At 46.7% G+C, this 25,531-nt stretch carries 22 protein-coding genes, 1 tRNA gene and 1 pseudogene; 8 read left to right on the top strand and 16 right to left on the bottom strand.

The genetic code is table 11. The features are described from left to right. Window positions 1–177: 177 nt before the first annotated feature. The 3 genes from NDI33_RS18435 to NDI33_RS18425 all read right to left on the bottom strand — a co-directional run bounded on the left by NDI33_RS18435 (window position 178) and on the right by NDI33_RS18425 (window position 3,645). Window positions 178–1,428 (bottom strand): S-layer homology domain-containing protein, encoded by a 1,251-nt coding sequence (locus NDI33_RS18435; RefSeq protein WP_190414415.1) that lies wholly within the window; start codon window positions 1,426–1,428, stop codon window positions 178–180. 336 nt (window positions 1,429–1,764) lie between these two features. Beyond that, window positions 1,765–2,187: a TerB family tellurite resistance protein gene (locus NDI33_RS18430; RefSeq protein ID WP_190414416.1), complete on the bottom strand. Its 423-nt coding sequence runs from the start codon at window positions 2,185–2,187 to the stop codon at window positions 1,765–1,767. Between the two features lie 72 nt (window positions 2,188–2,259). Then, window positions 2,260–3,645 (bottom strand): 16S rRNA (cytosine(967)-C(5))-methyltransferase, encoded by a 1,386-nt coding sequence (locus NDI33_RS18425; protein WP_190676436.1) that lies wholly within the window; start codon window positions 3,643–3,645, stop codon window positions 2,260–2,262. 363 nt (window positions 3,646–4,008) lie between these two features. Between NDI33_RS18425 and NDI33_RS18420 the strand changes: the two genes are divergently transcribed. Continuing rightward, on the top strand, window positions 4,009–5,157 hold the full coding sequence (locus NDI33_RS18420) for a GerMN domain-containing protein (RefSeq protein ID WP_190433362.1): 1,149 nt from the start codon (window positions 4,009–4,011) through the stop codon (window positions 5,155–5,157). A 325-nt stretch (window positions 5,158–5,482) separates the two neighbouring features. On the opposite strand, the gene NDI33_RS18415 is transcribed toward NDI33_RS18420, so the two are convergent. Continuing rightward, window positions 5,483–6,160 (bottom strand): pentapeptide repeat-containing protein, encoded by a 678-nt coding sequence (locus tag NDI33_RS18415; RefSeq protein ID WP_190676434.1) that lies wholly within the window; start codon window positions 6,158–6,160, stop codon window positions 5,483–5,485. 118 nt (window positions 6,161–6,278) lie between these two features. Between NDI33_RS18415 and NDI33_RS18410 the strand changes: the two genes are divergently transcribed. Then, complete coding sequence (locus NDI33_RS18410) at window positions 6,279–7,481, top strand: Coenzyme F420 hydrogenase/dehydrogenase, beta subunit C-terminal domain (RefSeq protein ID WP_190676431.1); 1,203 nt, start codon at window positions 6,279–6,281, stop codon at window positions 7,479–7,481. Window positions 7,482–7,542: 61 nt separating this feature from the next. Here the strand turns inward: NDI33_RS18410 and NDI33_RS18405 are convergent, their stop codons facing one another. Then, window positions 7,543–8,772 (bottom strand): methionine gamma-lyase family protein, encoded by a 1,230-nt coding sequence (locus NDI33_RS18405; RefSeq protein WP_190676429.1) that lies wholly within the window; start codon window positions 8,770–8,772, stop codon window positions 7,543–7,545. 172 nt (window positions 8,773–8,944) lie between these two features. Between NDI33_RS18405 and NDI33_RS18400 the strand changes: the two genes are divergently transcribed. Further along, window positions 8,945–9,796 (top strand): acyl-CoA desaturase, encoded by an 852-nt coding sequence (locus tag NDI33_RS18400; RefSeq protein WP_190526262.1) that lies wholly within the window; start codon window positions 8,945–8,947, stop codon window positions 9,794–9,796. Window positions 9,797–9,877: 81 nt separating this feature from the next. Here the strand turns inward: NDI33_RS18400 and NDI33_RS18395 are convergent, their stop codons facing one another. From NDI33_RS18395 to NDI33_RS18385, 3 genes are all read right to left on the bottom strand, one after another. After that, entirely contained in the window at window positions 9,878–11,137 is a 1,260-nt protein-coding gene (locus tag NDI33_RS18395) for a glutamate-5-semialdehyde dehydrogenase (protein ID WP_190414424.1), read from the bottom strand. Window positions 11,138–11,141: 4 nt separating this feature from the next. Further along, window positions 11,142–11,558, bottom strand: a complete 417-nt coding sequence (locus NDI33_RS18390; protein WP_190414425.1) for a hypothetical protein — start codon at window positions 11,556–11,558, stop codon at window positions 11,142–11,144. Window positions 11,559–11,849: 291 nt separating this feature from the next. Continuing rightward, window positions 11,850–11,921, bottom strand: a tRNA-Gly gene (locus tag NDI33_RS18385). Window positions 11,922–12,182: 261 nt separating this feature from the next. Between NDI33_RS18385 and rseP the strand changes: the two genes are divergently transcribed. From rseP to rpsN, 3 genes are all read left to right on the top strand, one after another. Next, window positions 12,183–13,274 carry an RIP metalloprotease RseP gene (gene rseP / locus NDI33_RS18380; protein WP_190526257.1) on the top strand — a complete coding sequence of 364 codons (1,092 nt, stop codon included), beginning with the start codon at window positions 12,183–12,185 and terminating at the stop codon, window positions 13,272–13,274. 89 nt (window positions 13,275–13,363) lie between these two features. Continuing rightward, window positions 13,364–14,080: an endonuclease III gene (gene nth, locus NDI33_RS18375; protein WP_190676427.1), complete on the top strand. Its 717-nt coding sequence runs from the start codon at window positions 13,364–13,366 to the stop codon at window positions 14,078–14,080. Between the two features lie 58 nt (window positions 14,081–14,138). Continuing rightward, complete coding sequence (rpsN, locus tag NDI33_RS18370) at window positions 14,139–14,441, top strand: 30S ribosomal protein S14 (protein WP_190414428.1); 303 nt, start codon at window positions 14,139–14,141, stop codon at window positions 14,439–14,441. A gap of 63 nt (window positions 14,442–14,504) precedes the next feature. On the opposite strand, the gene NDI33_RS18365 is transcribed toward rpsN, so the two are convergent. Further along, window positions 14,505–14,834, bottom strand: a complete 330-nt coding sequence (locus tag NDI33_RS18365; RefSeq protein ID WP_190676425.1) for a hypothetical protein — start codon at window positions 14,832–14,834, stop codon at window positions 14,505–14,507. Window positions 14,835–15,023: 189 nt separating this feature from the next. Here NDI33_RS18365 and aat point away from each other — a divergent pair, with 189 nt between their 5' ends. Further along, a complete protein-coding gene (gene aat, locus NDI33_RS18360; RefSeq protein ID WP_190676424.1) occupies window positions 15,024–15,599 on the top strand; it encodes a leucyl/phenylalanyl-tRNA--protein transferase in 576 nt (191 codons plus the stop codon). Window positions 15,600–15,644: 45 nt separating this feature from the next. Then, on the top strand, window positions 15,645–16,484 hold the full coding sequence (gene crtA, locus NDI33_RS18355; protein WP_190676422.1) for a cyanoexosortase A: 840 nt from the start codon (window positions 15,645–15,647) through the stop codon (window positions 16,482–16,484). Between the two features lie 157 nt (window positions 16,485–16,641). Here crtA and NDI33_RS18350 read toward each other — a convergent pair whose 3' ends face one another. The 7 genes and pseudogenes from NDI33_RS18350 to kdpB all read right to left on the bottom strand — a co-directional run bounded on the left by NDI33_RS18350 (window position 16,642) and on the right by kdpB (window position 25,477). Further along, window positions 16,642–18,777 (bottom strand): VIT domain-containing protein, encoded by a 2,136-nt coding sequence (locus tag NDI33_RS18350; RefSeq protein ID WP_347275913.1) that lies wholly within the window; start codon window positions 18,775–18,777, stop codon window positions 16,642–16,644. A 135-nt stretch (window positions 18,778–18,912) separates the two neighbouring features. Further along, window positions 18,913–19,806 (bottom strand): annotated as a pseudogene (locus NDI33_RS18345) (serine/threonine-protein kinase); the annotation flags it as partial. Between the two features lie 81 nt (window positions 19,807–19,887). Then, window positions 19,888–21,099, bottom strand: a complete 1,212-nt coding sequence (locus NDI33_RS18340) for an anhydro-N-acetylmuramic acid kinase (RefSeq protein ID WP_190676418.1) — start codon at window positions 21,097–21,099, stop codon at window positions 19,888–19,890. Between the two features lie 43 nt (window positions 21,100–21,142). Beyond that, window positions 21,143–22,276, bottom strand: a complete 1,134-nt coding sequence (locus tag NDI33_RS18335) for a sensor histidine kinase KdpD (RefSeq protein WP_190676416.1) — start codon at window positions 22,274–22,276, stop codon at window positions 21,143–21,145. A gap of 68 nt (window positions 22,277–22,344) precedes the next feature. Then, on the bottom strand, window positions 22,345–22,953 hold the full coding sequence (gene kdpC, locus NDI33_RS18330) for a K(+)-transporting ATPase subunit C (protein WP_190676414.1): 609 nt from the start codon (window positions 22,951–22,953) through the stop codon (window positions 22,345–22,347). Between the two features lie 107 nt (window positions 22,954–23,060). Beyond that, on the bottom strand, window positions 23,061–23,327 hold the full coding sequence (kdpF, locus tag NDI33_RS18325) for a K(+)-transporting ATPase subunit F (protein WP_190526246.1): 267 nt from the start codon (window positions 23,325–23,327) through the stop codon (window positions 23,061–23,063). A 47-nt stretch (window positions 23,328–23,374) separates the two neighbouring features. Then, window positions 23,375–25,477, bottom strand: a complete 2,103-nt coding sequence (gene kdpB / locus NDI33_RS18320) for a potassium-transporting ATPase subunit KdpB (RefSeq protein WP_190676412.1) — start codon at window positions 25,475–25,477, stop codon at window positions 23,375–23,377. Window positions 25,478–25,531: the final 54 nt, after the last annotated feature.

Raw genomic sequence — 25,531 nt, 5'->3', positions numbered from 1 at the left:
ATCTGAACTGCTGGCATCTCACAACTCAAATAGGATTGCGATAAGACGCCATTTAGAATTAAAAACCCGGTTCCTTCTAGAAACCGGGTTTAGAAAATGCTTATTTCTTTGTGCCTATCTGCTTAGGAATGAAGCGATCGCTAGTCAAATAGAATTGCACGCTTCATTCTGCAAATATTACTGCTCTAGCACTAACTCATCATTTAACCGCAGATTCAGATCCGTATCCGGGTCAATCGCAATCAGATCGACTCTATCCCGACCGAGGAACAGTCCAATGAGTCCACCAATTCCCAGACCACCCAAGACTTCCTCGGTAGCGATCGCTTTGTCACCCGTCACAGCAGAAACCGCAGCAGCAGCAGCAGCACCTAATGCGGCATTCTTGAGGATACCACCAACGCTAGTACCTTTAGTAACGGATTCGGTTTTGGTAATGGTTTGAGAAGTAGCATCGATAGCCACCCGTTGACCGTTCGTGAAAACCAGTTCCTTCGCCACAAACTGAGAGCCTCCCTGAGCCGGTTGCAATTCACCGACCACTTGGCTTCCAGAGGGGATTAGCACCGTTCCATCAGATGTGGTGATATTTGCTGCTACCGTTAGCGTCAGCGGTGCCCTTTCGTCCTTTGTAACCAGAATTTTTTCTTTCTCGTACCTAACTGGAATAGTGGTTCCAGCCGGAATCGCGACTGTCGTGTCCTCTGGCGGTGTGTCGTTGAGAGAGACAATATAGGGCGAGTTAATTGCCGCTACTTGTCCAGAACTCACCAATGCCTGATAGATGAAAGCTGCTACCTCCGCTCTGGTGGCATTCCGAGTTGGATTCAGCGTCTGGAGAGTCGGATAGTTCACCACAATGCTCTTTTCTGTTGCCGCAGCAATGCTACTGCGAGCATAGGTAGAGATGGAAGAAGCATCGTTATACACTTGCAAATCAGCCGATACGGGATTGCTGGCAGTGTAATTCAAGCCATTCGCCAAGGAAACTAGAACTTGTTCGCGGGGAATATTTTGTGTAGGTCTAAAGACGTTACCGGGATAACCCGACAAAAATCCCATTTCGTAAGCTTCACGGATAGCCGAGTATGCCCAGTAGGTCGATGAAAGATCCACAAAATTAACAGCATTGCGGATTTTATTCTTGTTGAAGGCCTTACGAACCATCGCCGCGAATTGGGCACGAGTCACCGGATCGTTGGGTCGAAACGTACCATCGGGGAACCCGGCAATTACATCACGTTGTGCCAGTTCTTGAATAAAACTAGCAGCCCAGTAGCTTGAGGATACATCACTAAAATTGATAGCTTGAGCAACAGCTGGTGCCGGTGACATAATTGTTTCTACTAGGGGAGCCATCGAACCTGCCGACATTCCCAGCATTAGTAGTAAAGCTGTTCCAGATTTCAAGCGCTTTAAGTTAGACATTGAGAACTTCTCCACTTTTCGCATTCCTTTGATTATTTAGACCTAAGATTACCTGATAGGTTCCTAGAAATTTCAATCTCAACAAATTTATTTACTGCCGTGACAGATTATAGAGATATAGACAGTTTCAGCGGAAAGTTCTGGACTGCCTAAGAAGGAAAGACGCATATTTTGCAAAAATAGTTGCTTGTTGTAGAAAAAATTGGCTTCCGGAGCCTCTAGAAGCCGATCACAATATAGATTGGGAATGCAAAAAAAAGGCACGCTATGTGTAGCGTGCCCTAACTTGTGGAATGATGATGTCAAAATTCGGGTCTTTATCTATTAGTCTTAAAGCTAGTTCTGATGGTCAACCCACCGACGGTAGAGTTTTTGAATCGCTTTGAGGACAGGACTAGGGGCTGACTTCTGAGAGGCACTGTTGGGATCTAGAAGCTGTAATCGAGTTAGGAGTTTAGCTTCCTCAATCGCTACCTCGCCATCGCTATAAATTAAAGCGCTGAGGGCTTCGATGAGGCGCTGGTAATCGTCGGTGCTGGGGCGATCGCCTAAATAATCTTGCACCCAATTGTAGACCTCGCTTGGGCTTACAGCGACGAGTTCATACAACAAAGGCTGAATCTCTGGATCGTCAGCAATGCCCTTTTCCTTCGCCACTCGCTGAAGATATTGCCGTTCCTCTGACTGAATTTTGCCATCAATCCAAGCTGCGCCGATGAGAATTTTAACAAGCTGTTTAACACTAGAATTGGCTACCATTGGCTTTTCCCTTATTTCCCCTAACAGATTAATCCATCAACAGATTTCTGCAACCACAACTACCATAGAGGTTTAGCTATTTTTCTTCTGTAGCCGCACCATAAAGAATCCATCCATTTGATGCCGGTGGGGCCAGACTTCGATCCATCCAGCAGGGGTAGTATAAGCTGCCGCTGGTGAATTGGGGTTGGGGGGCAAAATCTGCCACTGGGGGTAACGCTCTAAAAAGGCGCGAACAACACCTTCATTCTCTAATGGATGCAAGGTACAAGTTGCATAAACCAGAATGCCATTCGGTTTAACCCAGGTAGCCACTCGATCTAATAGTTCGCCTTGCAGAATTGAAAGTTCCTGAACTGTCTGTAGAGTTTGCCGCCAACGGGCGTCAGCATGACGATGCAGCGTCCCCAGTCCAGAGCAGGGGGCATCGAGTAATACCCTATCAGCTTGATTGATAAACTGGGGTAGGTTGCGGCTGTCCCCCTCCTGAATTTGAATCGAGTGCAAACTTAACCTTTTGGCATTTTCTTGCAGTTTCCGGAGACGGGAAGCAGTCTTGTCACACGCCCAAACAGTTCCCCGATCTTCCATCAATTCTGCGATGTGCGTTGTTTTTCCCCCCGGTGCTGCACAGGCATCAATGACTACTTCGCCCGGTTGGGGATCTAGCAGATAACTGACTAGCTGGGCACTACTATCTTGTACCGTCCACCAACCTTCGCTAAAACCAGGTAAATTTTGAATTGCACCTGTGCCACCAGTTAGCCTCAAAGCTTGCGGTAGATGGGGCACGCGACTCACTGAGATATCCGCAGCTTGCAGTGCTGCCTCAACTTTCTCTATCTCAGCGCGAAGGAGATTGACCCGCAAGTCAATTGCTGGGGTTTGGTTCATCCATTCACACAGCTGTTCCGTTTCTTCTAAACCCAGACGTTCTAGCCATACTTCAATAATCCAGTCGGGATAGCTGTGTAAGATGCCTAATCGTTCAACTGGGTTTTTTGGCAGATGTAGCGGGTCAGATTCTAAGTTCTGAACTTCTCCTCCCGGGTTGTCCTGCTTTTTGCCTTCCGCTAGACGAATATACTGTCGCAATAGACCATTGATAAAGCCGGAAAGCCCAGAAAATCCGTTGTCTTTGGCTAATTGCACGGTAGTATTCACAGCTGCCGACACAGGAATTCGGTCTTGATAACGAAGCTGATATAAGCCTAGATGCAGAATTGCGCGGAGGTCTAGGGGTTGTTGGTGGGCTTTCTTTTTACCTAGATGGTCGATGAGTGCATCGAGCGATCGCTGTCTTCTCACACTCCCATAAACTAACTCTGTCACTAACCGTCGATCGGTAGCACTCAAGTCTGCTCGGCGCAGCAGTCGGTCGAGTGCCACGTCAGCAAAAGCGCCTTTACGGTGGACATCCCGAAGTGCCAGAAATGCTATTTGACGAGGATTTTGCATACTAAATAGTATGCGTTAGCAGATGCATTTGGAAGCATTTCTGTCTCAGTTTGACTCAGCAGTCTCTCTACGTCTTCATTGAAACAACGATTTACACGTTCTCTTCAACTGTCTGTGTCACTCTCTTAATTGTCCCAGCGACCGCCAGAAGGCTTCAGGAGACTCAGAAAACTTCTCTTAGCCCGTCAAACCCTATTTTTTCTCTGACAGAACGTCTGTGCTTTTTCTGGAAACAACTCACAAGGGCTTGTTTCCACTTAATGTCACTCCAAGTATTGACACACCACCTCATCAGTTTTCTGCTGACGGTTTTATACAGTAGAGAACGTAAGTAATTAGTCATTCATCCATCTCAGAAACAAAATGCACCGCATCCGTAAATCAGCTTTATTTTCTTTTTGCTTGTTATTAATAGTTTCGGGTATCAGTGCTTGTGACACTCAAGTTACAGATGCCGCACCCTCCTCAGAAACACCCAAAGTCGTAACCGAATCATCAACCAAACCCTCGACCGAACCAACTCAGCCCCAATCAAGCTTAGAAGTATCTTCTTCAGAAAAAACCGCTCAAACTAAACAAGCTGTTCAAAGCAGCTTCGAGCCGGTGAAAGCAACTCCAAAAAAGGTAAAAGTCTTTTTTCCTAAAAACCCCCAAAGCGGGCAAGATTTCACTTATGTTGAGCCAGTTTGGCGAACAACAAACAGTCCGAGTACAGCCCAGTTTGCCATTGAGCAATTAATCGCAGGGCCTACAAGTCAGGAAAAAGCTCGTGGTTTAATCGACCCTATTGAATTCAAGGGCAGTTCCAACTGCGGCAAAGATTTTACGATTTCCATCACGAATGGAATTGCTAAACTGAAATTCTGTAAGTCGGTAATTTCAGGAGGTACTGGAGATGATGCTCGTCAAAAATTCTCTATTAATACCACCCTTAAGCAATTTCCAACTGTCAACTCAGTTATTATTCTGGATAGAAACGGCAAATGCTTAAACGATCAAAGTGGCGAGAATACTTGTCTAAAGAAAGCCGAAAAACTGACAACTGAATCGGGGCTATCGATTGACGGACTTGGGTCAGTTAAAATTAACATGACTGTTGCTGAGGCATCAGGCGTTGCTGGGACTCCAATCGTGCCATCCCGGCAAAATCCCAATCGCGTCTGTGACTATTACAAGCCAGCAAATGGGCCTGAGGGTGTTACTTTCATGGTCACTCAAGGTCGTATCGCTACGGTAGAAGTTGAAACCAATAAAATTACCACTGTTCATGGTATCAAAGTTGACGATACAGAAAGCACGATTAAGTCTGCCTATCCCGGACAAATTCAGGTAAGTCGTCTTCTCAACAGCGAAAAAGGTAAAGCCTGGGTCGTTCAACCAAGCAGCTTTGCTAACAAAGACTTCCGTCTCGTTTTTGTCTCTCCGAATGGCGAGACTGTATCGCGCATGATTGCTGGTAAAGTTCCAGAAGTTAATTATGCAGAAGGCTGTCTTGATGTTCGCCCTGGTTGATAGGGTTTTAGTGTAAATTTGTTAACCCAGCTACCAAAACTAGCTGGGTTTCGCGTTTTAGTGGAAGGTGGGAGAGCGATCGCGCTTTTTCCCATCTGCCAAAAGTAAAGATTTAAGAAGTTGAACCGCGAAGATGCTGAAGATGCTAAGGACGCGAAGGAAGAGAAATAAAGAGCGATCGCGCTTCCATTTTTCTCCATCTGCGCCTAGCTGAGATAATTCAGTTTTTGTAAAACTCTAGCGCTATATCAGCAAAAACCCTCTGATGAACTGACCAGAGGGCTAAAAAGGCTAATTATTAAGGAATATTGAACTTACTGAATAACTAAGGTTTGTAAATTCTACCATTAGGCATCTTTGCCCCAGTTAGGTCAGCTCCTGTCAAGTCCACCCCACCTAATTTGGCCCCTTGAAGATTCGCTCCCATCATGTTTGCCTTGCTGAAATTTACTCCGTTCAGATTAGCTTCACTGAGATTATCACCAGTCAAAGCTACTTGATGTAAATCCGGTTCTAATAGCTCAAGTAAATCCTGTTTGCTCAAAATCGGCGTAGCTTGGAACCAGCCACCCCCAGTTAGGTTAGTCTTGACTAAAGCTACTAAGTCTTGCTTGCTCAACTTGATCCCACTCAAGTCTACGCCGCTAAGGTTGACTCCTTTCAGGTTGGCTCCAGTTAGAGTTGCCCCACTGAAATCTGCGCCACTCAGATTAGCTCCACTAAGTTTGGCTTGAGTAAGATTCGCTCCGCTAAGATTTGCCTCTGTCAAATTTTTACCCTGTAGGTTTGTGTCTGTCAGGTCTTTTTCACTGCGGGTTTTACCTTCAGATTTTACTAATACTGTTCCTCGATCTCCTTTCTGATCGCAACCAGTGACAATCCAACCACTGCAATCATCGGCTCTAGCCTGCTCAGGCGAGCTTATCATGCCGACAATCAGAAGCAATGTAACTAGGCAAACCGAAATTAGTTTTTTGGCGGGTTGAAAAAACATGTCTTGCATGGCAGTTCTTCTATGGAGCTGGTGTTGAACAAAACTGGCAAAAAGCTGTGAATCTTGGCTGGCAACCTCTAAAGTATTGTGGGAGGAGCCACCTTAGTTTAAAAGCCGAAACTTAATAATGACCTCAGTAGATTCCGCAAACCATAAAAAAGCCAAAGCCCTCAAACCCTCTAGCCGTCGCCCTGCTAAAGAACTCTGTAGCGAGTGTGGGCTATGCGACACATACTATATTCACTATGTCAAGGAAGCGTGTGCATTTCTTAATCAGCAGATAGCGGAACTAGAAGAAGAAATCCACGGAAGAAGCCGCAATCTGGATAATGCCGATGATTGGTATTTTGGGGTTAGTCAAGAGATGATGGCGGCGCGTAAAACTGAGCCAATCGAGGGGGCGCAGTGGACGGGAATTGTCAGCACCATTGCCATTGAAATGCTCAATCGCGGCATGGTTGAGGGCGTTGTCTGCGTCCAGAATACGAAGGAAGACAGATTTCAGCCGATGCCGATAATCGCTCGCACGCCAGAAGAAATTCTGGCAGCGCGGGTGAATAAGCCAACGCTGTCGCCTAATCTTTCGGTATTGGAGCAAATTGAGCAATCTGGGATGAAGCGGCTGTTGGTAATTGGTGTTGGTTGCCAAATTCAAGCATTACGAGCCGTTGAGAAGGAACTGGGATTAGAAAAGCTTTACGTTTTGGGTACGCCCTGTGTCGATAATGTTAACCGCGCCGGGTTGAAAAAATTCTTGGAAACCACTAGCCGTTCCCCGGATACAGTGGTGCATTACGAGTTTATGCAAGATTTCCGGGTTCACTTCAAGCATGAAGATGGCTCTACGGAAATGGTGCCTTTCTTTGGACTGAAGACAAACCAGTTAAAGGATGTTTTCGCTCCTTCTTGTATGAGCTGCTTTGATTATGTGAATTCTCTGGCAGATTTAGTCGTAGGTTATATGGGCGCACCCTTTGGCTGGCAGTGGATTGTGGTGCGGAATGACACTGGCAAAGAAATGCTGGATTTGGTGCAAGATCAGATAGACACGCAGCCAGTGATGTCCCACGGAAACCGCAAAGAAGCGGTACAACAAAGTATTCCCGCTTACGATAAAGGCGTTACTCTCCCGATGTGGGCGGCAAAGCTGATGGGAGTCGTGATTGAAAAAATTGGCCCCAAAGGTTTAGAGTATGCCCGTTTCTCAATTGATTCCCACTTCACCCGCAATTATTTGTATGTGAAGCGCAATCACCCGGAGAAGTTAGAGGCGCACGTACCAGAATATGCCAAGCGAATTGTCGGGCAGTATAAATTGCCGGAATCTTGAAGGTTTCGCGCCAAGACGCAAAAGCGCAAAGTTTTTCTTGGCGTCTTGGTGCGAAATTATTCTAAGCTGGCCCCACAGCTTCAATTGCGGCTTCTAGCGCGATCGCTACATGAGTCCAATGGGTTCCCCCTTGAGAAAATACAACGTATGGCTCTCGTAGTGGTCCATCGGATGACAATTCAGAGGTGCTGCCTTCAATAAAGGTACCTCCAGCCATCACTAGCTGGCTCTCATATCCCGGCATATCACCGGGTATCGGATCGACATAGGAATCGATGGGTGAATGCTGTTGAATGGCTCGACAAAAGGCAATCATCTTCTCACGCGAACCCAATTTGATGGCTTGAATCACGTCTCGACGGGGTGCCATTGGTAAAGGATTCACTGCATAACCCAGCCGATCGAAAACGTAAGCCGTTAGGTGATTTCCTTTCATGGCTTCCCCGACCATTTGCGGTGCGAGGAACAATCCTTGGAACATCAGGCGATGTTGATCGAAACTGGTACCGCCACTACTGCCAATCCCTGGTGCAGTCAAACGACAGGCAGCGGCTTCTACTAAGTCTGCCCGCCCCGCAACATAGCCGCCAGCGGTTACGATAGTACCACCAGGATTTTTAATCAAAGAACCAGCCATTAGATCGGCACCGATAGCGGTGGGTTCCTGTTCTTCAATAAATTCCCCGTAACAATTATCGACAAAGCAAACTGTGTTGGGATTTTGTTGTTTAACCAGGAAAACAATTTTTTCGATGTCGGTAATCGAAAGACTGGGACGCCAGGAATAGCCGCAGGAACGCTGGATTAAGACGAGACGGGTGCGATCGCTAACTGCTGTCGCCAGCGCTTGCCAATCAATAATTCCTTCTTCCGTAAGAGCCAATTCTTTGTAACTAACGCCAAAATCAAGTAAGGAGCCTTGGCCTTGCCCACGCAAACCAATAACTTCTTCTAGCGTGTCATAGGGGGCACCGACCACTGCCAGCATTTCATCTCCAGGACGAAGAACGCCAAATAAGGCACAGGCGATCGCATGAGTACCGGACACAAACTGCACTCGAACCGCAGCAGCTTCGGCACCCATCACGTCCGCAAATACCCGATCGAGCGTCTGACGCCCTAAATCATCGTGACCGTAGCCGGTGACACCAGCGAAATGGTGCGCCCCCACCCGATGGTGACGAAAGGCTTCCAGCACTCGTTTGAGATTTTGCTTGACTGTTGCGTCAATTGCGGAAAAAATCGGAAACAGTACCTTTTCTGCTTCCTGTAGCTGTTGAAAGCTGTTCATCAATACCTGGAGAAAGAGATTTCTTATTTATTTTAGATTTTGGAGCTTTTGGCAATGTAAAAATTTGCATTTCCAGTAAAAGCAGGGCAAACAAGCCGCCCTTACAAGACCAAGATCAAAATCCCAAATCCAATAGCAGGTTGGGCTGCACAATTTTTATCAAGGTTACTGCATGACTGTTGCGACCACAACTAAAGATCAAGAACAGGTGAGACAAGACTCGCCTCTCCGTCCTGATTGGGTCATTATTATCTACATGGCTGCGTTACACATCGCAGCGCTTTTCGCCCTATTTCCCAGTAACTTCAGTTGGGCTGCGGTTGGTGTCGCCGTCTTTTTCCACTGGGTAACGGGTGGCTTGGGAATTACGCTGGGATTTCATCGTCTGGTAACGCATCGTAGTTTCCAAACGCCTAAGTGGTTAGAATACTTCTTTGTTCTCTGCGGCACCCTTTCCTGCCAAGGAGGTCCGATTAACTGGATAGGCATACATCGCCTCCATCATTTGCACTCGGATGAAAACTTAGATCCTCATGATTCCAACAAAGGCTTTTGGTGGAGTCACATGGGCTGGATGCTTTATCAAAACCCTGCGGATACAGACATCCCTCGGGTTACTAAAGATATTTCTGGCGATCCGGTCTATCAGTTTTTACAAAACTATTTCATTCCCATTCAGGTTGTCTTAGGTTTAATTCTTTACGCCTTGGGCGGTTGGCCTTTTGTGGTTTGGGGAATTTTTGTTCGGATCGTTGCAGTGTTTCACTGCACTTGGTTTGTCAACAGTGCAACGCATAAATTTGGCTATCGCACTTACGAATCTGAGGATCGCTCGACTAATTGTTGGTGGGTGGCTTTACTCACCTATGGCGAAGGTTGGCACAACAACCACCATGCTTTTCAATATTCCGCTCGACATGGCTTAAAGTGGTGGGAAATTGACCTAACGTGGATGACCATTCAATTTCTTCAGTCGCTCGGTTTAGCCTCAAAGGTAAAACTGGTCGAAGAGAGTAAACAATAAACAGTAAAAAGGCAATAAAAAGCGGAGAAAAGGATAAAGGATGAAGCAGTTTTTCCCTTCATCCTTCTCTATTTTGCCTTTTTAGTTGTGTCCCTGCACGACGTGCTTAACGGTGGTAAAAGATTCTAAGCCAATCGGCCCTCGGCGATGTCCTTTTTGGTTAGACATTCCCAGAAATAAGGAGTCTCCGCCCTTGGGGTTACGCGAAAATCGGGGAGAAGAATTGAGATAGACTGAGGCACTATTAACGCCGAGAGCAAATTGGCGGCTCTCTTGATAGGATTCAGAAACTAGACAGTCGGCGTGACCGCTGCTGTATTGATTAATGCAAATAATGGCTTCCTCGATACTCTCTACCAGTTTAAAAGCCACAATCTTATCAAGATAGGCTTGACTCCACTCTAATTCATCAGCTAGTTTCAAATCTGGAAATTGTGTCACCAAATCCCTATCTCCTCTGAGTTGAAACCCTTTTTCCTTAAGACTGTTCCAAAGCATTGTTAGAGAAGAAGGTTTGCAAGCTGGATGAATCAAAACCTTTTCAATCGCATTAACAGGGTCTGGCTCGCTTTGATGACTGTCTAAAATTGCGTTCCGAGCCATCTCTAAGCTACCCGTAGGCGACCAATAGAGGTAGCAGTTTCCCATCGCCGACTTCAAGACGGGTGCAGTTGAGAGCTGGATCACTTTTTGGACTAAACTAGGGCGACCATAGGGAATCACCAAATTAATGTATCGATCTTGAATGACTAAATCCCGAATGGAAGCGCCTTGCTCTGATGGTAGTAGCTCCAGACAACCAGGTGGCATACCTGCTCGTTCTAAGGCTGATTGTAAAACTTGGGCAATGACCGTATTCGAGTGGCTAGCTTCACTTCCACCTCGGAGAATCAGGCTGTTGCCAGTTTTCAGACACATCCCGGCAGCGATCGCTCCTAGCTCTGGAAAGGCTTCGTAAATCAATGCAATGACTCCCAGCGGCATTAGCTGGGAGTAAGTTTGCGAGTGTTCTAGCTGATAAGTCGCGTTCATCACCCGCCGGATTGGATCGGACAACTCAGCTAACCGTTGCAAAATGTGGATGGTGGTTTGCAGCCGCTCAGGTGTCAGCTTCAGCCAATCTAAAATCAGCTCATGTGCTGCCATTTCGCGACTGGCTTCCAGATCCAGGGTGTTTGCTTCCAAAATATCGTCTAAGGATCTCTGAAGTGCCTGCGCCATTGCGGCGACAGCACGGCTGCGCTCTACTCCCTTGGTAGTTGCCAATTCCAGGGAAGCTTCATAAGCGCGACGAACAGCGTTCATTGGGTCGGGGGTCGGAGTAATATCGTTGATTGCCATTGGGCTAACGTCGGTGAGTCAGCCAGATGATCAGCGCTGGCACCAATAGCGCCAACACGCTCACCATCGCACACAGCACAATAATGATACCAGGAGGGGCGGGAGGTGAAATCTGAGCTAAGCAAAGCCCTGCGATCAGTACCACCGCAATGATTCCTAAGGAAACAGGTAGGTAGCTGTCCCCAAGCCCTGGATGAGCAGTACTCCAGCGATGACCCGTCCACCGCCACGATCGCTTGTAGGGATAGCTTGTAGACAGTTGTTCGATCGCATACCCACTCTCTTCAACCACAAAGATTTGCTGACAGCGATCGCAGCCAAACGCTTCTGTCAGCGTAATCGGTACTAAACGCCCTCTACGTCGGCATGGGCACGGGTAATCGTTATTTAAGTCAATCTTCTGATCTTTCTGAGATGGCACAAGCGCTATTTAAACAAAGATATGAAAGTGTTAACTTAAGATTTTCGGAACCGGGTTCGTCTGTTAGACTTTTTTTAGTTTGCACCTAGTAGCCGCCTTTCTTCGGACTAGGTACCACTGAATACCTTTAAAGACACAGACAATCTAGGCGAATTTTAACACTGTAAACCTTTGCCTAGAAATGTTCCGACTTATAGATAATCAGATTTATCCTCTCTACCTCTAAAGACCTACGCCTGAAGAAAGGGCTACTTCTTATATGATTTTAACTTATATGATTCTTACGAGAAGAGCGGGTAACGCGATTCGAACGCGCGACATTCACCTTGGCAAGGTGACGCTCTACCACTGAGCTATACCCGCAAAACTTTATCTTTATCTAGACTCTCAAAATTTTCAGCATCTGTCAACTATCTTTTTTAATCATTTCATTACCCACCCGATGAAATTGGAAGTTGGCGAGAGTGGGAGCGCTTGGTGAAGCGATTTCTGCGGGGAGGCGAGGAAGGAATTCCTCTCTCTGTATTTTGATGCTTTCCGGCTCCTCTTCCCTGAACTCACCCAGCTTCCGGACGCAACACCGTAGAATGAAGAAGTATGTAGTTAGTTGAATTAATTATTAATATGCCTGTTTTTGCGGCGATCGCAGTCTTGGCGCTTTTGATTGTGGTACATGAGCTGGGTCATTTCATGGCAGCTCGTCTTCAAGGAATTCACGTCAACCGCTTCTCCCTCGGCTTTGGGCCGATCCTCTGGAAGTACCAGGGACCGGAAACCGAATATGCCATCCGGGCTTTTCCCTTAGGCGGATTTGTCGGTTTCCCTGATGATGACCCCGACAGTGATATTCCCCCAGAGGACCCCAATCTACTACGCAACCGACCCATTCTCGACAGAGCCATTGTCATTAGCGCTGGTGTCATCGCCAACTTGCTATTTGCTTACTTGCTGCTAGCGACTCAACTGGGTCTCGTAGGCGTTCAGGAATTTAATTATCAGCCTGGTGTCTTGGTTCCCCAAGTCGCCTCAGACGTAAGTTCGGCTGCACTCAAGGCTGGCATCAAAGCAGGAGACATTATTCTCTTAGCAGACGGTCAACCACTGAAAGCCTCCAAGGAAGCCATTCCAAAGCTTATGGAGGTCATTCAAAATAATCCCAACCAGCCGGTCCCCCTGAGCGTTGAACGTCAAGGTCAAATCATTTCCCTGACCGTGACACCGCAACCCGGAAGCGATGGGAAAGGTCGCATCGGTGTCCAGCTAGCTCCTAGCGGCAAAGTAGTGCGTCGGCACCTCAAGAATCCTGTAGAAGTTTTGACCACTGCGGCTACAAAGTACCAAGAATTTGTCGTTTTAACGGCTCAGGGCTTTGTACAACTGATCAGTAACTTTGGCGAAACAGCCGATCAGGTTGCTGGGCCGGTTAAAATTGTGGAACTTGGTGCCAGTATTGCCAAGTCAGACGCAGCGAATCTGTTTCAGTTTGCTGCCTTGATCAGCATTAACCTTGCGATTATCAACATATTGCCGCTACCGGCTCTCGATGGTGGTCAACTAGCTTTCTTATTGATTGAAGGCTTGCGGGGTAAACCTTTGCCGACTCAAATCCAAGATGGCATTATGCAAACTGGTTTGATGTTGCTTCTGGGTTTGGGAATTTTCTTGATTGTTCGAGACACTGCTAACCTGGAGTGGGTTCAAAAACTCTTGCAATGAACGCAGTTGTCTATCGTTTTTAACAATGGATAACTGACCTGTACGGGCGCAGGGTCATGCGCCCCTACCAACTAGACAATTGACGATTTATGAACATTACCCGTACATGGTCAGCTAAGCAGCAGCGTGCTTTGGAGATTTTGATTCGCCTGAAGCGATTGTATCCAGATGCACCCTGTACGCTGAACTACGAGACGCCGGTACAGTTATTGGTCGCAACCATTCTCTCCGCTCAATGTACCGATGAACGGGTGAATCAAGTAACCCCCTCCTTATTTTCTCGGTTTCCCGACGCCCCAGCTTTGGCAAACGCTGATATTACTGAGTTGGAAACCCTGATCCGTTCAACCGGCTTTTATCGCAATAAAGCTAAAAATATTCAAGGTGCCTGCGTCCTGATTGTGGAGAAATTTAAAGGACAGGTGCCAAAACGAATGGAATTGTTGCTGGAATTACCAGGAGTAGCGCGAAAGACGGCGAATGTCGTTCTGGCTCACGCTTACGGCATCAATCAAGGCGTAACAGTGGATACTCATGTGAAGCGCCTCAGCTACCGATTGGGTTTGACAGAATATACAGACCCAGTGCGGATAGAGCGAGATTTAATGAGACTATTGCCCCTAGAGGATTGGGAAAACTGGTCAATTCGGTTGGTCTATCATGGTCGGGCAATTTGTAAAGCCAAAAATCCGGTGTGCCATGCTTGTGTCCTTGCGGATTTGTGTTTTTCTGCTAATTTGTCGCCCTCAGATTCTGTGAATATTAGCCTCGCCACATCTCCTCAAATTGTGGAAGCTTCTAATTGATACCATCCGCTAGAATGGAGAATGGTGTCTTTATTGCTGGAACAAAGTAGGATAATTCATGGCTAAAAAGAGCATGATTGAGCGGGAGAAAAAACGCCAGAAGCTGGTAGATAAGTATGCCGCTAAGCGTGAAACGTTGCAGGAAGCATTTGAGAATGCAACAACCCAACAACAGAAGCTGACGATTCATCGGCAGATACAGCAACTACCGCGCAACAGTGCCCCCACACGACTGCGGAATCGCTGCTGGGTAACTGGGCGTCCTAGAGGCGTATACCGAGATTTTGGTCTGTCTCGCAACGTTATGCGGGAATGGGCACACCAAGGTCTGTTGCCAGGTGTGGTCAAGTCTAGCTGGTAGTCTTTAGTCTTTAGTCTTTAGTCTTTAGTTGATTGCGTTTGACCAATGACTATTGACTATTGACTATTGACCGCAACAGCGGTCGATGCCAAGACTGTCTAAGAGCAATTCACTGACTGCATTCGCGATCGCAAACTCGCTATAAAAACTTTTGGAAAAGTCAAACGCCTGCATCTCTGTGAGAATAGCAATCACCAGCGAACCCAGGTCGTTTTCCCCTTCCATCCGCTGGCGGACATAAATCTGGGAAGCTCGTTGGGCAATCTCTTGATTGACAGCCTCCGGAATAAACTCTTCATCAAGCCACTTGTGCAATGCGCTTTGCAGCCATAGGCCCTCCTGCTGAGGATTTTCGGCTGGTGGTAAGGTGATTGGTGGGATGGGTTGAGACATTTTCACGTATCAGCTTTTCGCTTCTCAGCTTTTAAATTTCAGATGCCGACTCAATGATTCTAAAAGTTGGGACAGTATTTTAGATATTAAGGTGGCTCTATCTCATCAGGACATCTATCCAGCCATTTGTGGCTGTCAGAGATATACATAGATCGGATAATACGTCATTAACCCGCTTGGATTGAGTGCATGGAGTTTGATATTCCCACCATTATTCAGGGGTATGCCCAAGGCTACTTCCTGATGGCGGATGACGACAATGGCTTGGGATGGTATTCCAGTCGTCAGAGAACACTCGTTCCCCTCGATGAGCAGTTTCGCTACCCGAAGTCACTGCGGCGTGTTCTCAACCAAGAACGCTTTACTGTTGCCGTCAATCGGGATTTCCAGGGTGTGGTGGCTGGGTGTGCGGATCGAGAAACAACGTGGATCTCCCCACAACTACAAGAGATTTATTTGGCACTCTATGAAGAGGGCTGGGCTTATAGCTTCGAGACTTGGCAGGGAGAGGAACTGGCTGGAGGAATTTTAGGACTTGTCATCGGGGGTGCGTTTATTGGGGAATCTATGTTCTACCGAATTCCAGAGGGGTCAAAGGTGGCGATGGTGAAGTTGGTGGAAAGATTGCGATCGCGCAATTTTGCTTTCTTTGACGCCCAAATGATGAACCCCCATTTAGAGCGCTTTGGTGCTTACATCATTGACGATCCACAATATCAAGTCCTATTACGGAAAGCGTTGCAGCGTCGGTGTTCTTTAGTATAGCCGCAGCCAGCGGGTGAGTCCTACTGAGCAAACTCTTCTCGAATCATGAACAGGCTAAAACTTGTCGAAGACTTGAAATTCTGGTTGTTAGCGATCGCGGCAGGTTTAATTACGATTCATCTTACTTTGACTTGGAGGAGTGGCAATACTGAACTGCTGAGTACAAGTTTCTTATTTTGGGCTGCGGTATCATCCCTGCTTTGGCAGAAACGGGACGGATTAGAGCTGAAAAGCGACGATTTTTCTAGTATTGTTGGGTTCGCACTGATTAGTTTGGTCCTTTTTAAAAGTCTTTACCCAGGCTATGGTTTTACCCTTCACGTTACACCTTTGATTTCAATGCTGGGCTTGGGTTTAATTGCCTCTGGGGTTAAAGGATTAAAACAGTATTGGCGGGAATTGCTGCTACTGGCTTTTTTCGTCTTAAATCAAGAATTAATATTGAAATTTTTTAATGTATCTTTATTAACCGCTAAATTTACATTTATTTTTCTTTGGTTTTTAGGATTCCCCGTTGTGCAGCGAGGGGAGATTTTAAGTTTGCCAACCGGGTCTGTACAAATTGGCGGAGCTTGTGCAGGTGTAGGTACTATCCTTCAGCTATTGGGATTAGCTTTAGTTGTTTTACTCATTTTTCCAACTAAATTGAAGGAAAAGATTTTATTACCATTCGTTGCTGTCATCGTAGCCTTTACGCTAAATGGGATACGGGTGGCTTTGATGACGGTTTTGGCAGGGTTATCAAATAAAGAAGCTTTTGAATATTGGCATCTCGGTGATGGTTCTGTAATCTTTTCTATGATTTCTGTATTTATTTTTGGATTAATTTGTCGATTTTGGCTGTTAAAATCAGGCAGCAAAAATGAGAATTCCGTAGAATTTTAATTGCACCTATAGCGCTAGTAAAGGATGCGTGAAAGCAAGCTCCCCGACACCTTTTATGAAGTCGGGGAGCGGAAAGTTTGGAAGCTCACAATTAAAACAGGATTGCTATACTTTTGACTGATGAAGCTTAATATAGCGGTAAAAAAGTGGACTGGGATTAGTTTCGAGGCGGAGGGCTTTTCAAACCCTTCAACCGCTTCCAGGCAAAGTACATTCCCAGCAAGAGAACAGCTAAGATGTTGCCTAAGATTTGGCTGGGTTCGGGCACTGGATCGGGATCTAACGATTGGCTGGATGGCTGTGCTGAGCTAGATGGTGGCACGCTGTTCGCTGCTGACGGTGCTGACGGTGCTGACGGCATTTTGCTAGCCGTAGGTTTGCTAGCTACTAACGCTTTGCTAGGTGGTGGCGCTTGGCTGAGTGGAGGCACGTTACCGTTTTGGCTAGACGTTGCTTCGGCGTTCATACCCTCTGGCGTTTCTACCGGCACTTGCACCTGCTGAGTTTTCTTGGAATCGACTCGCACTTCTTCCGTGACAGCGACAAAGGAGGTGTATTGCGACAACAACCGATAAGCTAGCGCGGTATCGGTAACGGCTTTGACATTATTTGGGTTTTCGCCAGCATAGATTTCATTCATCAAATCTTTAATCCGGGCGCGTCCCCAAAGTTGAGCGATCGCGCTATTGCCACCGCCATCAAATTCAATCGGTAACTTCTTCTCATAGCGTTTACCACCGGCGACAATTCCAGTAATTCGCAAAGTTCCCTTAGCGCGATCGCCTTTACGTCCAAATAACACCAATGGCTGATTGGCAAACAAATCAGGGGGTTTGATCGGATAGATTTGCGGTGCTTTTCCACTCCCTTCCCAGTTCACTTCGATATTCGTAAGTACGGGATTATTGATTTGTTGGGAGAACTTTTCGACGACTTTTTGAGCGGATTCCCTAGGGGGAACGACTTCTGAAGTGCCCCGTCCTTCCTCTGCTAAACGATCGATCAAGAAGCGGTTCACTGAAGGGCCAACACCGAAACTATAAAGCCGATTTCCAGGCTTCAGCCGCTTTTTAATTTCTGCGATCGCTTGCTGGTCTTGATCGATCAAACCGTCAGTAATCAAGACAATACTCCGCAGACGTCCTTCTGGCGCGGCGGGGAAATTCAACACAGTTTGGATGCCATTAAATAACTCGGTGCCACCGTTAGCATCTAGGCGATTGATATAATTTAGGGCTTTCTCACGGTTTTGCGGCGTATTCGGTAAAGGTATAGGAGATAGCTGCGTCGCGCTATCGGAAAAGTCAACAACATTAAAGGTATCGCCGGGATTGAGTCCATTGATAAACCGGCGCATCAGTTCCTTTGATTGCTCAATTGGCGGTCCACTTTGAGAGCCAGAAGTATCCATGAGAAATACCACATCTTTGGGTACAATCTCATTACTTTGATATTCCACGGCTGGAATTAAATAGGTGGCAAAGTGACCGCCGCGTTCATCCGCCTCTGATAATACTGTGGACTGGGTTTGGGCACTCGATACCTGATAACGTAAAATCAGGTCTTTATTCGGAATTGCGTTCTCCTTGCTCAATTCAACCCGCATGATGCGACCATCTTGAGTGGTACGGATTTGATGAGAAGGCGATCGCACTTCTTTGACTGGCACCCCGGCTTCTATTTCTACCGTTACGCCAATATCTTGCCCAGAACGGCTTCCGGCTGGTAAAGTCGGCGGATTGATTTGCGAAGTGTCGGTAACTGAGTTTGTATTGCTGTTGCTATTCGTTGAAGTTCCTGAGATATAGCGTGGCCCTACCACCATAGGAAAGACGAATTCATAGTTACCTTTTTCAAACTTCAGGCTTTCACTGTAGCGAATTGTGACATCGATTTTTTCGCCTGGTTTGATGTTAGCCAAGGACTGAGTAAAAATATTGTCTCGTTCTTGGTCTAATAAGGCAGCAGTTTTTCCTTCTTGTTTGGCTTGTTCGTAAATTTGTTTTGCTTCTTCGCGTTTTTTGATAACGCCTCGGATAATGCGATTGCCTACTTTTATTTCCATGTCATCCACTGCCGCTTCATCGGGGAGTGGAAACTTATAGACAGCTTCTAAGGGATTGTTAAAGGGATTTTCAAAGGTCTGCGTTACCTCCACCCGCGACACATTCCCTGTTACTTTTGCTACTACTTCCGTATGTTTCAACGGAAACACTCGCTCCTGTCCATCCACAATCGCGAATAAGCTGCCTTCCGTCAGAGATACTTGCCTCTCAACTTGCTGAGTCACCATCTCTACCACAGGCGCAGCTAAGTACCGCACTCCCGCATATCCAAACAATAGGAAGGCACCGGCTATCAGCCATTTTTTCTTAGAATTACGTTTAGTAGTTGGGAGCGATCGCCCATTCAAATCTTGCAACACTTCATCTGCTGATTGATAGCGCCGCTTCGTACCTGTTTGCAGCATTTTGTCGAGAATGCTACCAAACTGTTTACTGACTGGCGTCTTCAAGAAATCCCGCCAAACCCAGGTATCTTCACTCGTATCGCTTAGATCGAAAGGAGGAATTTGGGTGAGCAAATGGATACAAGTAACACCCAAGCTATACACATCACTGGCAAAAATCGCTTTCCCTTTTACTTGTTCGGGAGCCGTATACGCAGCAGAACCAATAACCGTTCCGGTTCTGCCTAGCATCGTCTCAGTCGCATACTTTGCTGCGCCAAAATCGACTAACACGAGTTTGCCATCTCGACGGTTGCGAATGATGTTTTCGGGTTTAATATCCCGGTGAATTATCTGCTGACTGTGGACAAATTGCAACACTGGCAGCAAACTTTGCAGGAGTTGCCGAATTTCTACTTCTTTAAACGGCCCTTTTTTGGCTAATTCTTGAGCTAAGTTTTCTCCATCGATAAACTGTTGCACTAAATACTGATGGTCATCTTGCTCAAAATATGCCAGCAATTCGGGAATTTGATCGTGTTTCCCAACAACCTCTAAGCGAGTTGCTTCTTGACGGAATAACTCTGCTGCTTTTTGGCGATTATTAGTTCCTTGTTGTTGAGGAAAAAACTGTTTAATGACACAGCGCGGTTCCGATGGCTGGGATATATCCACAGCCAGGAAAGTTCTCCCCATACCTCCTTGACCAATCGGTTTAATCGCACGATAGCGATCGCTTAGCAGTAATTGCGATCCGCAACTTTCGCAGATTGCGGCATTTCCAGGATTTTCTGGCTGCTTACAATTAGGATTTAGGCAATAACACCGACGCCGATCGTGAGCTGTGTTTTTTTGAGGCGGGAAGGTCGTCATAGCAGCCCTTTTTCAAAACCGTTCACGCCATTCTAGCCATTTCATTTCTAAAATTAATATGAAGAAATGCCTGAAACGCATTCACTGCAAAGCTTTGAAATTTGTAGGAAAATAAACTTCTCCAAGTAGTACGGCAGAAGTTGCGCCGGTAACTTGGGGAAGATTGCCAGGGATGCCTAACTGACGCCAATATGCCAAAACAGCGAAAGCGATCGCTTCTTTGAAATCAGCATTCACACCTGCTTCATCCGTTGTCAACACTGGCACGGGTTGTAAAGTCGCTTGTAGGCGCTGTTTTAAGTAGAGGTTGCGGCTACCACCGCCACACAATAACACCTCGTCAGGCATCTGCGGCAGGAAAGTGCGGTAACTATGAACAATTGACGCAGCAGTGAGTTCAGTCAGCGTTGCCAGCAGATCAGCGCTACTCAACTCATAAGCAGAGGCATCTGCGATACACTGCCGGAGATAGGTGTAGCTAAATAGCTCTCGACCCGTTGATTTGGGCGGTTGCTGCTGGAAGTAATCTTGCTGTAGCCATCGCTCTACTAAATCGTTGCAGATTGTGCCTGCTGCGGCCCATGCTCCATCTTGATCGTAGGTTTTGGCTCCATTTGTTAAATACTGCACCGCTAGGTCTAGAAGCGCATTTCCCGGCCCGGTGTCCCAGCCTCGAATATTTTCTAGCCAGCTGCCCCGACGCGCCGGTAGGTAAGTGACATTCCCGATACCGCCGATATTTTGGACACATCGGTACTTGTCAGGGTGGCTCAATAAATAAGCATCTACTGCTGGCACCATAGGCGCACCTTGTCCACCGGCGGCAATATCCGCCGCCCGGAAATTACTTACTGTGGGAATGCCCGTCAGGTGGGCAATCAAGGCACCCCGACCTAATTGCAGGCTGTACCCCATTTTAGATTTTGGATTTTCAATTTTTTTGAATCCAGAATCTAAAACCGGCAATCCCAAATCGTCAGTGGGCGGGCGATGAAAAACGGTTTGTCCGTGAGAGCCAATTAAGTTGGCTGAATCGTTGCCGTTTTGAATGTTTTGGGCGGCTTGGGCGAAGGTGTAAGCGATCGCATCATCTAATTGGGCAAATTCTTCCATCGACAAGGATGACCCGCCACAAACTTCTAGAATTTGCTTTGAGAGCGCATCTGGATAAGGATAGGTGGCTCCTGCTAGCAGAGTCACTTTTATATCTAAGTCTTTACCAGAAATTTCTACTAAAGCGGCGTCAATACCATCTACCGACGTGCCGCTTATCAAACCAATTACGCGCATCATTTTAGTAATTAAAAATTAACCCTGAAAACTTAATTAGTTGTATTTATTGCTTAGATGAGTTTTGTTCAGCTGCAATGATGTGCAAATCGATATTTTTGAGATAGCGCATTAACTTCTGGACAAAAGACCCCTTCCAGAATAACTCCCAACGAGATTTTTGAGAATGCCCAAGCACCACTTGAGTAATCCGATACTGTTGAGCAACGGATGCGATCGCTTGCGGTACGTCAAGATTAGTTACTCTTAGGAATTCCCCGCCAAATTCCAAAGTCAGCTTCTCGCAAGTTTCAATATATAAGCCTTCTTCCTTTGTCAAAAAGCGTTCCGGATGGGACACAAAAACCGCATACAGGCGACCCCTCATATAATCAGCAATTCTCGCCCCGCGTCGCAACAGTTGTACCGAATTTGGATAAGTCGATATACACACCAACACCCGTTCGTGAACCGAGCAAAATCCAGCACTGGGTGTAGAAGTAATCGCATCCTCTTCAACGTTGTCCGCCACCTCGCGTAGTGCCAGCTCTCGCAACGCTACTAAATGACGCCGTTGAAAGAAATTTTGTAGCGCCCGATCTATCTTATCCGGCGCGTAGATTTTCCCATCCACTAGCCTTTCTTCCAAAGTTTCCGGCGTAACGTCAATCACCACTACTTGCGTTGCTTCATCCAACAACCGATCTGGAATGCGTTCTCGTACCACAACGCCAGTAATTCGCGCCACCAAATCATTGAGACTTTCTAGATGCTGGATATTTACCGTAGAATTGACATCAATTCCCGCATCCAGAATCATTTCAACATCTTGGTAGCGCTTTTCCCGTACGGAACCAGGGACATTTGTATGCGCCAGTTCATCTACTAACACCAACTGCGGCTGACGCTCCAAAATGGCATCTGTATCCATTTCTGTCAGAGTCATCCCCCCTCTGATAATTGTTTTGCGGGGTATTATCTCCAACCCCTCAGCTTTTTGAGCCGTCTCTTTGCGCCCGTGAGTTTCCAGCAACCCGATGACAACATCAATCCCTTCCTGTTTAAGTTGGTCGGCTTCTTCCAGCATCCGATAAGTTTTGCCGACACCGGGAGCCATGCCAATGTATATTTTGTGCTTGCCTCGTCGGGCGGGACGAATGTTAGAATTCAGCGCTCCTGAAAACTCACTTTTAGGAATCATAATTGTTGAATGTTAATTGTTCCTTGCTCATTGTTAATTGTTCATTGCCTTTCACGATGAACGATGAATTATGAATTACTGGCAGATTGCAAATTATCCAGTGCCAAATTCAACTTAAGGACATTCACCCCAGGTTCGCCGAAAATCCCCAAAAATCTACCATCAGTGTATTTGGGAATCAATGCTTGAACTCGATCTACTGATAATGAGCGAGCCGCCGCCACCCTTGCAGCTTGGTTATAGGCAGTTTCTACGCTGATATGAGGATCTAAGCTAGAGCCAGAGGTGTAAACTAAATCGGCTGTGGGCTGGATACCAGACGCTTTCAATTGTTGGGTTGTCGCTTCTACCCGCTTGAGTAAATCTGGATTGGTAGGGGCAAGGTTGCTGGCACCAGATACACCAGTGATTTGACCTATATTCTTTGGATCGCGTTCTGCGGTTGTAAAGCTGCTGTAGTTCGTCGTGCTAGGACGACTTGTGAAATATTGAGGAGAAGAGAAGGGTTGACCTATTAAGGCAGAGCCATAGACTCGTCCTTGATTTTCGATGATGCTGCCATTTGCCTGATAGGAAAACAAAACTTGCCCAACTATTATCGTGAACAAGGGATAAATGATTGCTGTTAGTATCCAGAGAACTAAGGCGACTCGAATTGCTTTAATAGTTTCTCGCATAAAAGACCTAAAAAATGGGATTTTTGTGTGGGCGGGGTCTACCCACCCTTGCTTGCAGAGGTTTAAATTTTATTAAAAATTCAAACTTCAAGATTCAAAAATGTTTTTTAGAAGCGTTCCGGTTGGAAAATAACCACAAACAGGTAAATCGACAAGGTTATCGTTAGTAGACCGAGTGCCATCAACCAGAAAGTTTGTCCTGAAGAAAGCGTTCCTCCGGTTGCGGCTTGCACAGCTGGCGTTATCAGCAGATTCAAGCACAACAGAATAAATAGTTGCCGCAGCAAAGGTTGCTTGCGCCATTGCGCCTTCAACAAATCAATACTCTGCACCATTTCCACCGAAAATATCTCACTCAAATTAAATCGCTTCATAAATCTCCGTGTTCGCTCCTTCTCTTTGTGTTCTGGAGCGGTTCTTTTTAAGCTAAACCCACAGCAGCAATCAAAACATCAATTACTTTAATTGCAATAAACGGCGCAATCACTCCACCCAAGCCATAAATTAGGATATTTCGTTGCAGTAGTTGATTAGCCGTGAGCGGTCTGAATTTAACTCCAGTCAGCGCCAAAGGAATCAAAGCGGGAATAATCAAAGCGTTGTAAATCAGAGCTGATAAAACCGCCGATTTGGCACTCGCTAATCCCATAAGATTAAGACTATTAATTCCAGATGAAGCAAAGATCGCGGGGATAATCGCGAAATATTTGGCAATATCATTAGAAAGGGAAAAAGTAGTCAGCGCCCCGCGAGTAATTAGCAGTTGTTTGCCGATTGTCACTAAGTCGATTAACTTGGTGGGGTCAGAATCCAAATCCACCATATTCGCCGCTTCTTTCGCCGCCTGAGTGCCAGAGTTCATCGCTACACCCACATTCGCTTGAGCCAAGGCTGGGGCATCGTTGGTGCCATCGCCAGTCATGGCAACCAATTTACCTGCTGCTTGTTCGCGCTGAATCACGGCGATTTTGTCTTCTGGCGTAGCTTCGGCGATGAAGTCATCGACTCCGGCTTCTTGGGCGATAACGGAAGCGGTGATTCGGTTGTCGCCAGTTAACATCACGGTGCGAACGCCCATCCGCCGCAGTTGGTCAAAGCGATCGCGTATTCCTGGTTTGATGACATCTTTCAGGTAAATGATGCCGTAGATGTCGCTTCCTTGACAAACGGCTAGAGGTGTACCACCGAGTCGGGAAACTTTTTCGTAGGCTGCATCGAGGTCTGGTGCCAGATTACCGCCACGGGAACGCACAAATCCCTTGATCGCATCTACTGCACCCTTACGGACTTCAGAACCATCGGGCAAATCCGTACCGCTCATGCGCGTTTTAGCAGAAAATTCGATTGCCTCAGCTGCATTGCGGTCAAAATCCACTGTTGACCCTAACTTCTCTGCGAGTCTGACAATTGACTTGCCTTCTGGCGTCTCATCAAATACGCTGGCAGCCAGAGCAACTTTCGCAATCTCATCCATCGAATGACCGTTAACTGGGATGAATTCCTCGGCTAAACGGTTTCCTAGGGTAATCGTGCCCGTTTTGTCCAAAATCAGGGTATTGACATCGCCACAGGCTTCTACGGCTCGTCCAGATGTCGCTACTACGTTAAACTGGGCGACTCTGTCCATCCCGGCAATCCCAATCGCACTCAGCAAGCCGCCAATCGTAGTCGGAATCAACGCCACTAACAGAGCAATCAGCGTAGCTACGCCTATCGGGTTATTTACGTAGTTGCCGTATGATGGCAGCGTTGCTACGACAATCAGAAACACCTGAGTCAGAACTGCCAGCAATACCGTCAAGGCAATTTCGTTGGGTGTTTTGCTACGTTCTGCGCCTTCCACTAAAGCAATCATCCGGTCTAAAAACCCCTTACCTGGGTCTGATGTTACTCGCAGAGTTAGTTCGTCGGAGATAATCTTCGTGCCGCCTGTAACAGAACTCGCCATATCTGAGCCTGGTTCTTTCAACACTGGCGCAGATTCCCCAGTAATTGCCGATTCATCGACGGAGGCGACACCAGCAATTACTTCCCCGTCTGCGGGGATGATATCACCAGCAATCACTTTAATGCGATCGCCTTGCCTTAAATTAGTTGAAGAGACTTCCTCAATTGAGCCATCGGGCAATAATTTCCGAGCAGTTGTGTCGGATTTCGTTGCCCGCATCGAGTCAGCTTGTGCCTTACCGCGTCCTTCTGCCACCGCTTCCGCAAAATTAGCAAATAGCAGGGTAAATAGCAGAATTACGGTAATTAGACCATTAAATAGCCGCTGGTTTTCGCCCGGTACTGTGCCAAACAAATTTGGGTCAATTGTTACCAGTGCAGTGATGATGGTACCAACCCACACTAGAAACATGACTGGATTTTTCAGCATCATTCGTGGGTTGAGCTTGACAAAAGCATCCCGGAAAGCTCTCTGATAAAGCCCTTTGGTATTTACCTTAGAGGTATGTTTGCGCGAAGAACGTGGTTGGCGTGGTTGGCGAATCTGTTGAGGCGAAGTCGAATTTTCAGATGTCATAAGTAGTCAGGGAGAAACTAACCGCAGAGAACGCACACAGAAGAGGAAAGTAAG

The sequence above is a fragment of the Trichocoleus sp. DQ-A1 genome, assembly GCF_039961955.1.
Lineage (GTDB): Bacteria > Cyanobacteriota > Cyanobacteriia > Cyanobacteriales > FACHB-T130 > FACHB-T130.
Note: the sequence above shows the minus strand (reverse complement) of the source record. Positions and strands in the feature narration are given on the sequence as shown.

Excerpts from the sequence above, each read along its gene's own strand:
- NDI33_RS18435 (WP_190414415.1), bottom strand. The coding sequence starts at position 1,428 with ATGTCTAACTTAAAGCGCTTGAAATCTGGAACAGCTTTACTACTAATG.
- NDI33_RS18430 (WP_190414416.1), bottom strand. The coding sequence starts at position 2,187 with ATGGTAGCCAATTCTAGTGTTAAACAGCTTGTTAAAATTCTCATCGGC.
- NDI33_RS18425 (WP_190676436.1), bottom strand. The coding sequence starts at position 3,645 with ATGCAAAATCCTCGTCAAATAGCATTTCTGGCACTTCGGGATGTCCAC.
- NDI33_RS18420 (WP_190433362.1), top strand. The coding sequence starts at position 4,009 with ATGCACCGCATCCGTAAATCAGCTTTATTTTCTTTTTGCTTGTTATTA.
- NDI33_RS18415 (WP_190676434.1), bottom strand. The coding sequence starts at position 6,160 with ATGCAAGACATGTTTTTTCAACCCGCCAAAAAACTAATTTCGGTTTGC.
- NDI33_RS18410 (WP_190676431.1), top strand. The coding sequence starts at position 6,279 with ATGACCTCAGTAGATTCCGCAAACCATAAAAAAGCCAAAGCCCTCAAA.
- NDI33_RS18405 (WP_190676429.1), bottom strand. The coding sequence starts at position 8,772 with ATGAACAGCTTTCAACAGCTACAGGAAGCAGAAAAGGTACTGTTTCCG.
- NDI33_RS18400 (WP_190526262.1), top strand. The coding sequence starts at position 8,945 with ATGACTGTTGCGACCACAACTAAAGATCAAGAACAGGTGAGACAAGAC.
- NDI33_RS18395 (WP_190414424.1), bottom strand. The coding sequence starts at position 11,137 with ATGGCAATCAACGATATTACTCCGACCCCCGACCCAATGAACGCTGTT.
- rseP (WP_190526257.1), top strand. The coding sequence starts at position 12,183 with ATGCCTGTTTTTGCGGCGATCGCAGTCTTGGCGCTTTTGATTGTGGTA.
- nth (WP_190676427.1), top strand. The coding sequence starts at position 13,364 with ATGAACATTACCCGTACATGGTCAGCTAAGCAGCAGCGTGCTTTGGAG.
- rpsN (WP_190414428.1), top strand. The coding sequence starts at position 14,139 with ATGGCTAAAAAGAGCATGATTGAGCGGGAGAAAAAACGCCAGAAGCTG.
- NDI33_RS18365 (WP_190676425.1), bottom strand. The coding sequence starts at position 14,834 with ATGTCTCAACCCATCCCACCAATCACCTTACCACCAGCCGAAAATCCT.
- aat (WP_190676424.1), top strand. The coding sequence starts at position 15,024 with ATGGAGTTTGATATTCCCACCATTATTCAGGGGTATGCCCAAGGCTAC.
- crtA (WP_190676422.1), top strand. The coding sequence starts at position 15,645 with ATGAACAGGCTAAAACTTGTCGAAGACTTGAAATTCTGGTTGTTAGCG.
- NDI33_RS18350 (WP_347275913.1), bottom strand. The coding sequence starts at position 18,777 with ATGGTGACTCAGCAAGTTGAGAGGCAAGTATCTCTGACGGAAGGCAGC.
- NDI33_RS18340 (WP_190676418.1), bottom strand. The coding sequence starts at position 21,099 with ATGATGCGCGTAATTGGTTTGATAAGCGGCACGTCGGTAGATGGTATT.
- NDI33_RS18335 (WP_190676416.1), bottom strand. The coding sequence starts at position 22,276 with ATGATTCCTAAAAGTGAGTTTTCAGGAGCGCTGAATTCTAACATTCGT.
- kdpC (WP_190676414.1), bottom strand. The coding sequence starts at position 22,953 with ATGCGAGAAACTATTAAAGCAATTCGAGTCGCCTTAGTTCTCTGGATA.
- kdpF (WP_190526246.1), bottom strand. The coding sequence starts at position 23,327 with ATGAAGCGATTTAATTTGAGTGAGATATTTTCGGTGGAAATGGTGCAG.
- kdpB (WP_190676412.1), bottom strand. The coding sequence starts at position 25,477 with ATGACATCTGAAAATTCGACTTCGCCTCAACAGATTCGCCAACCACGC.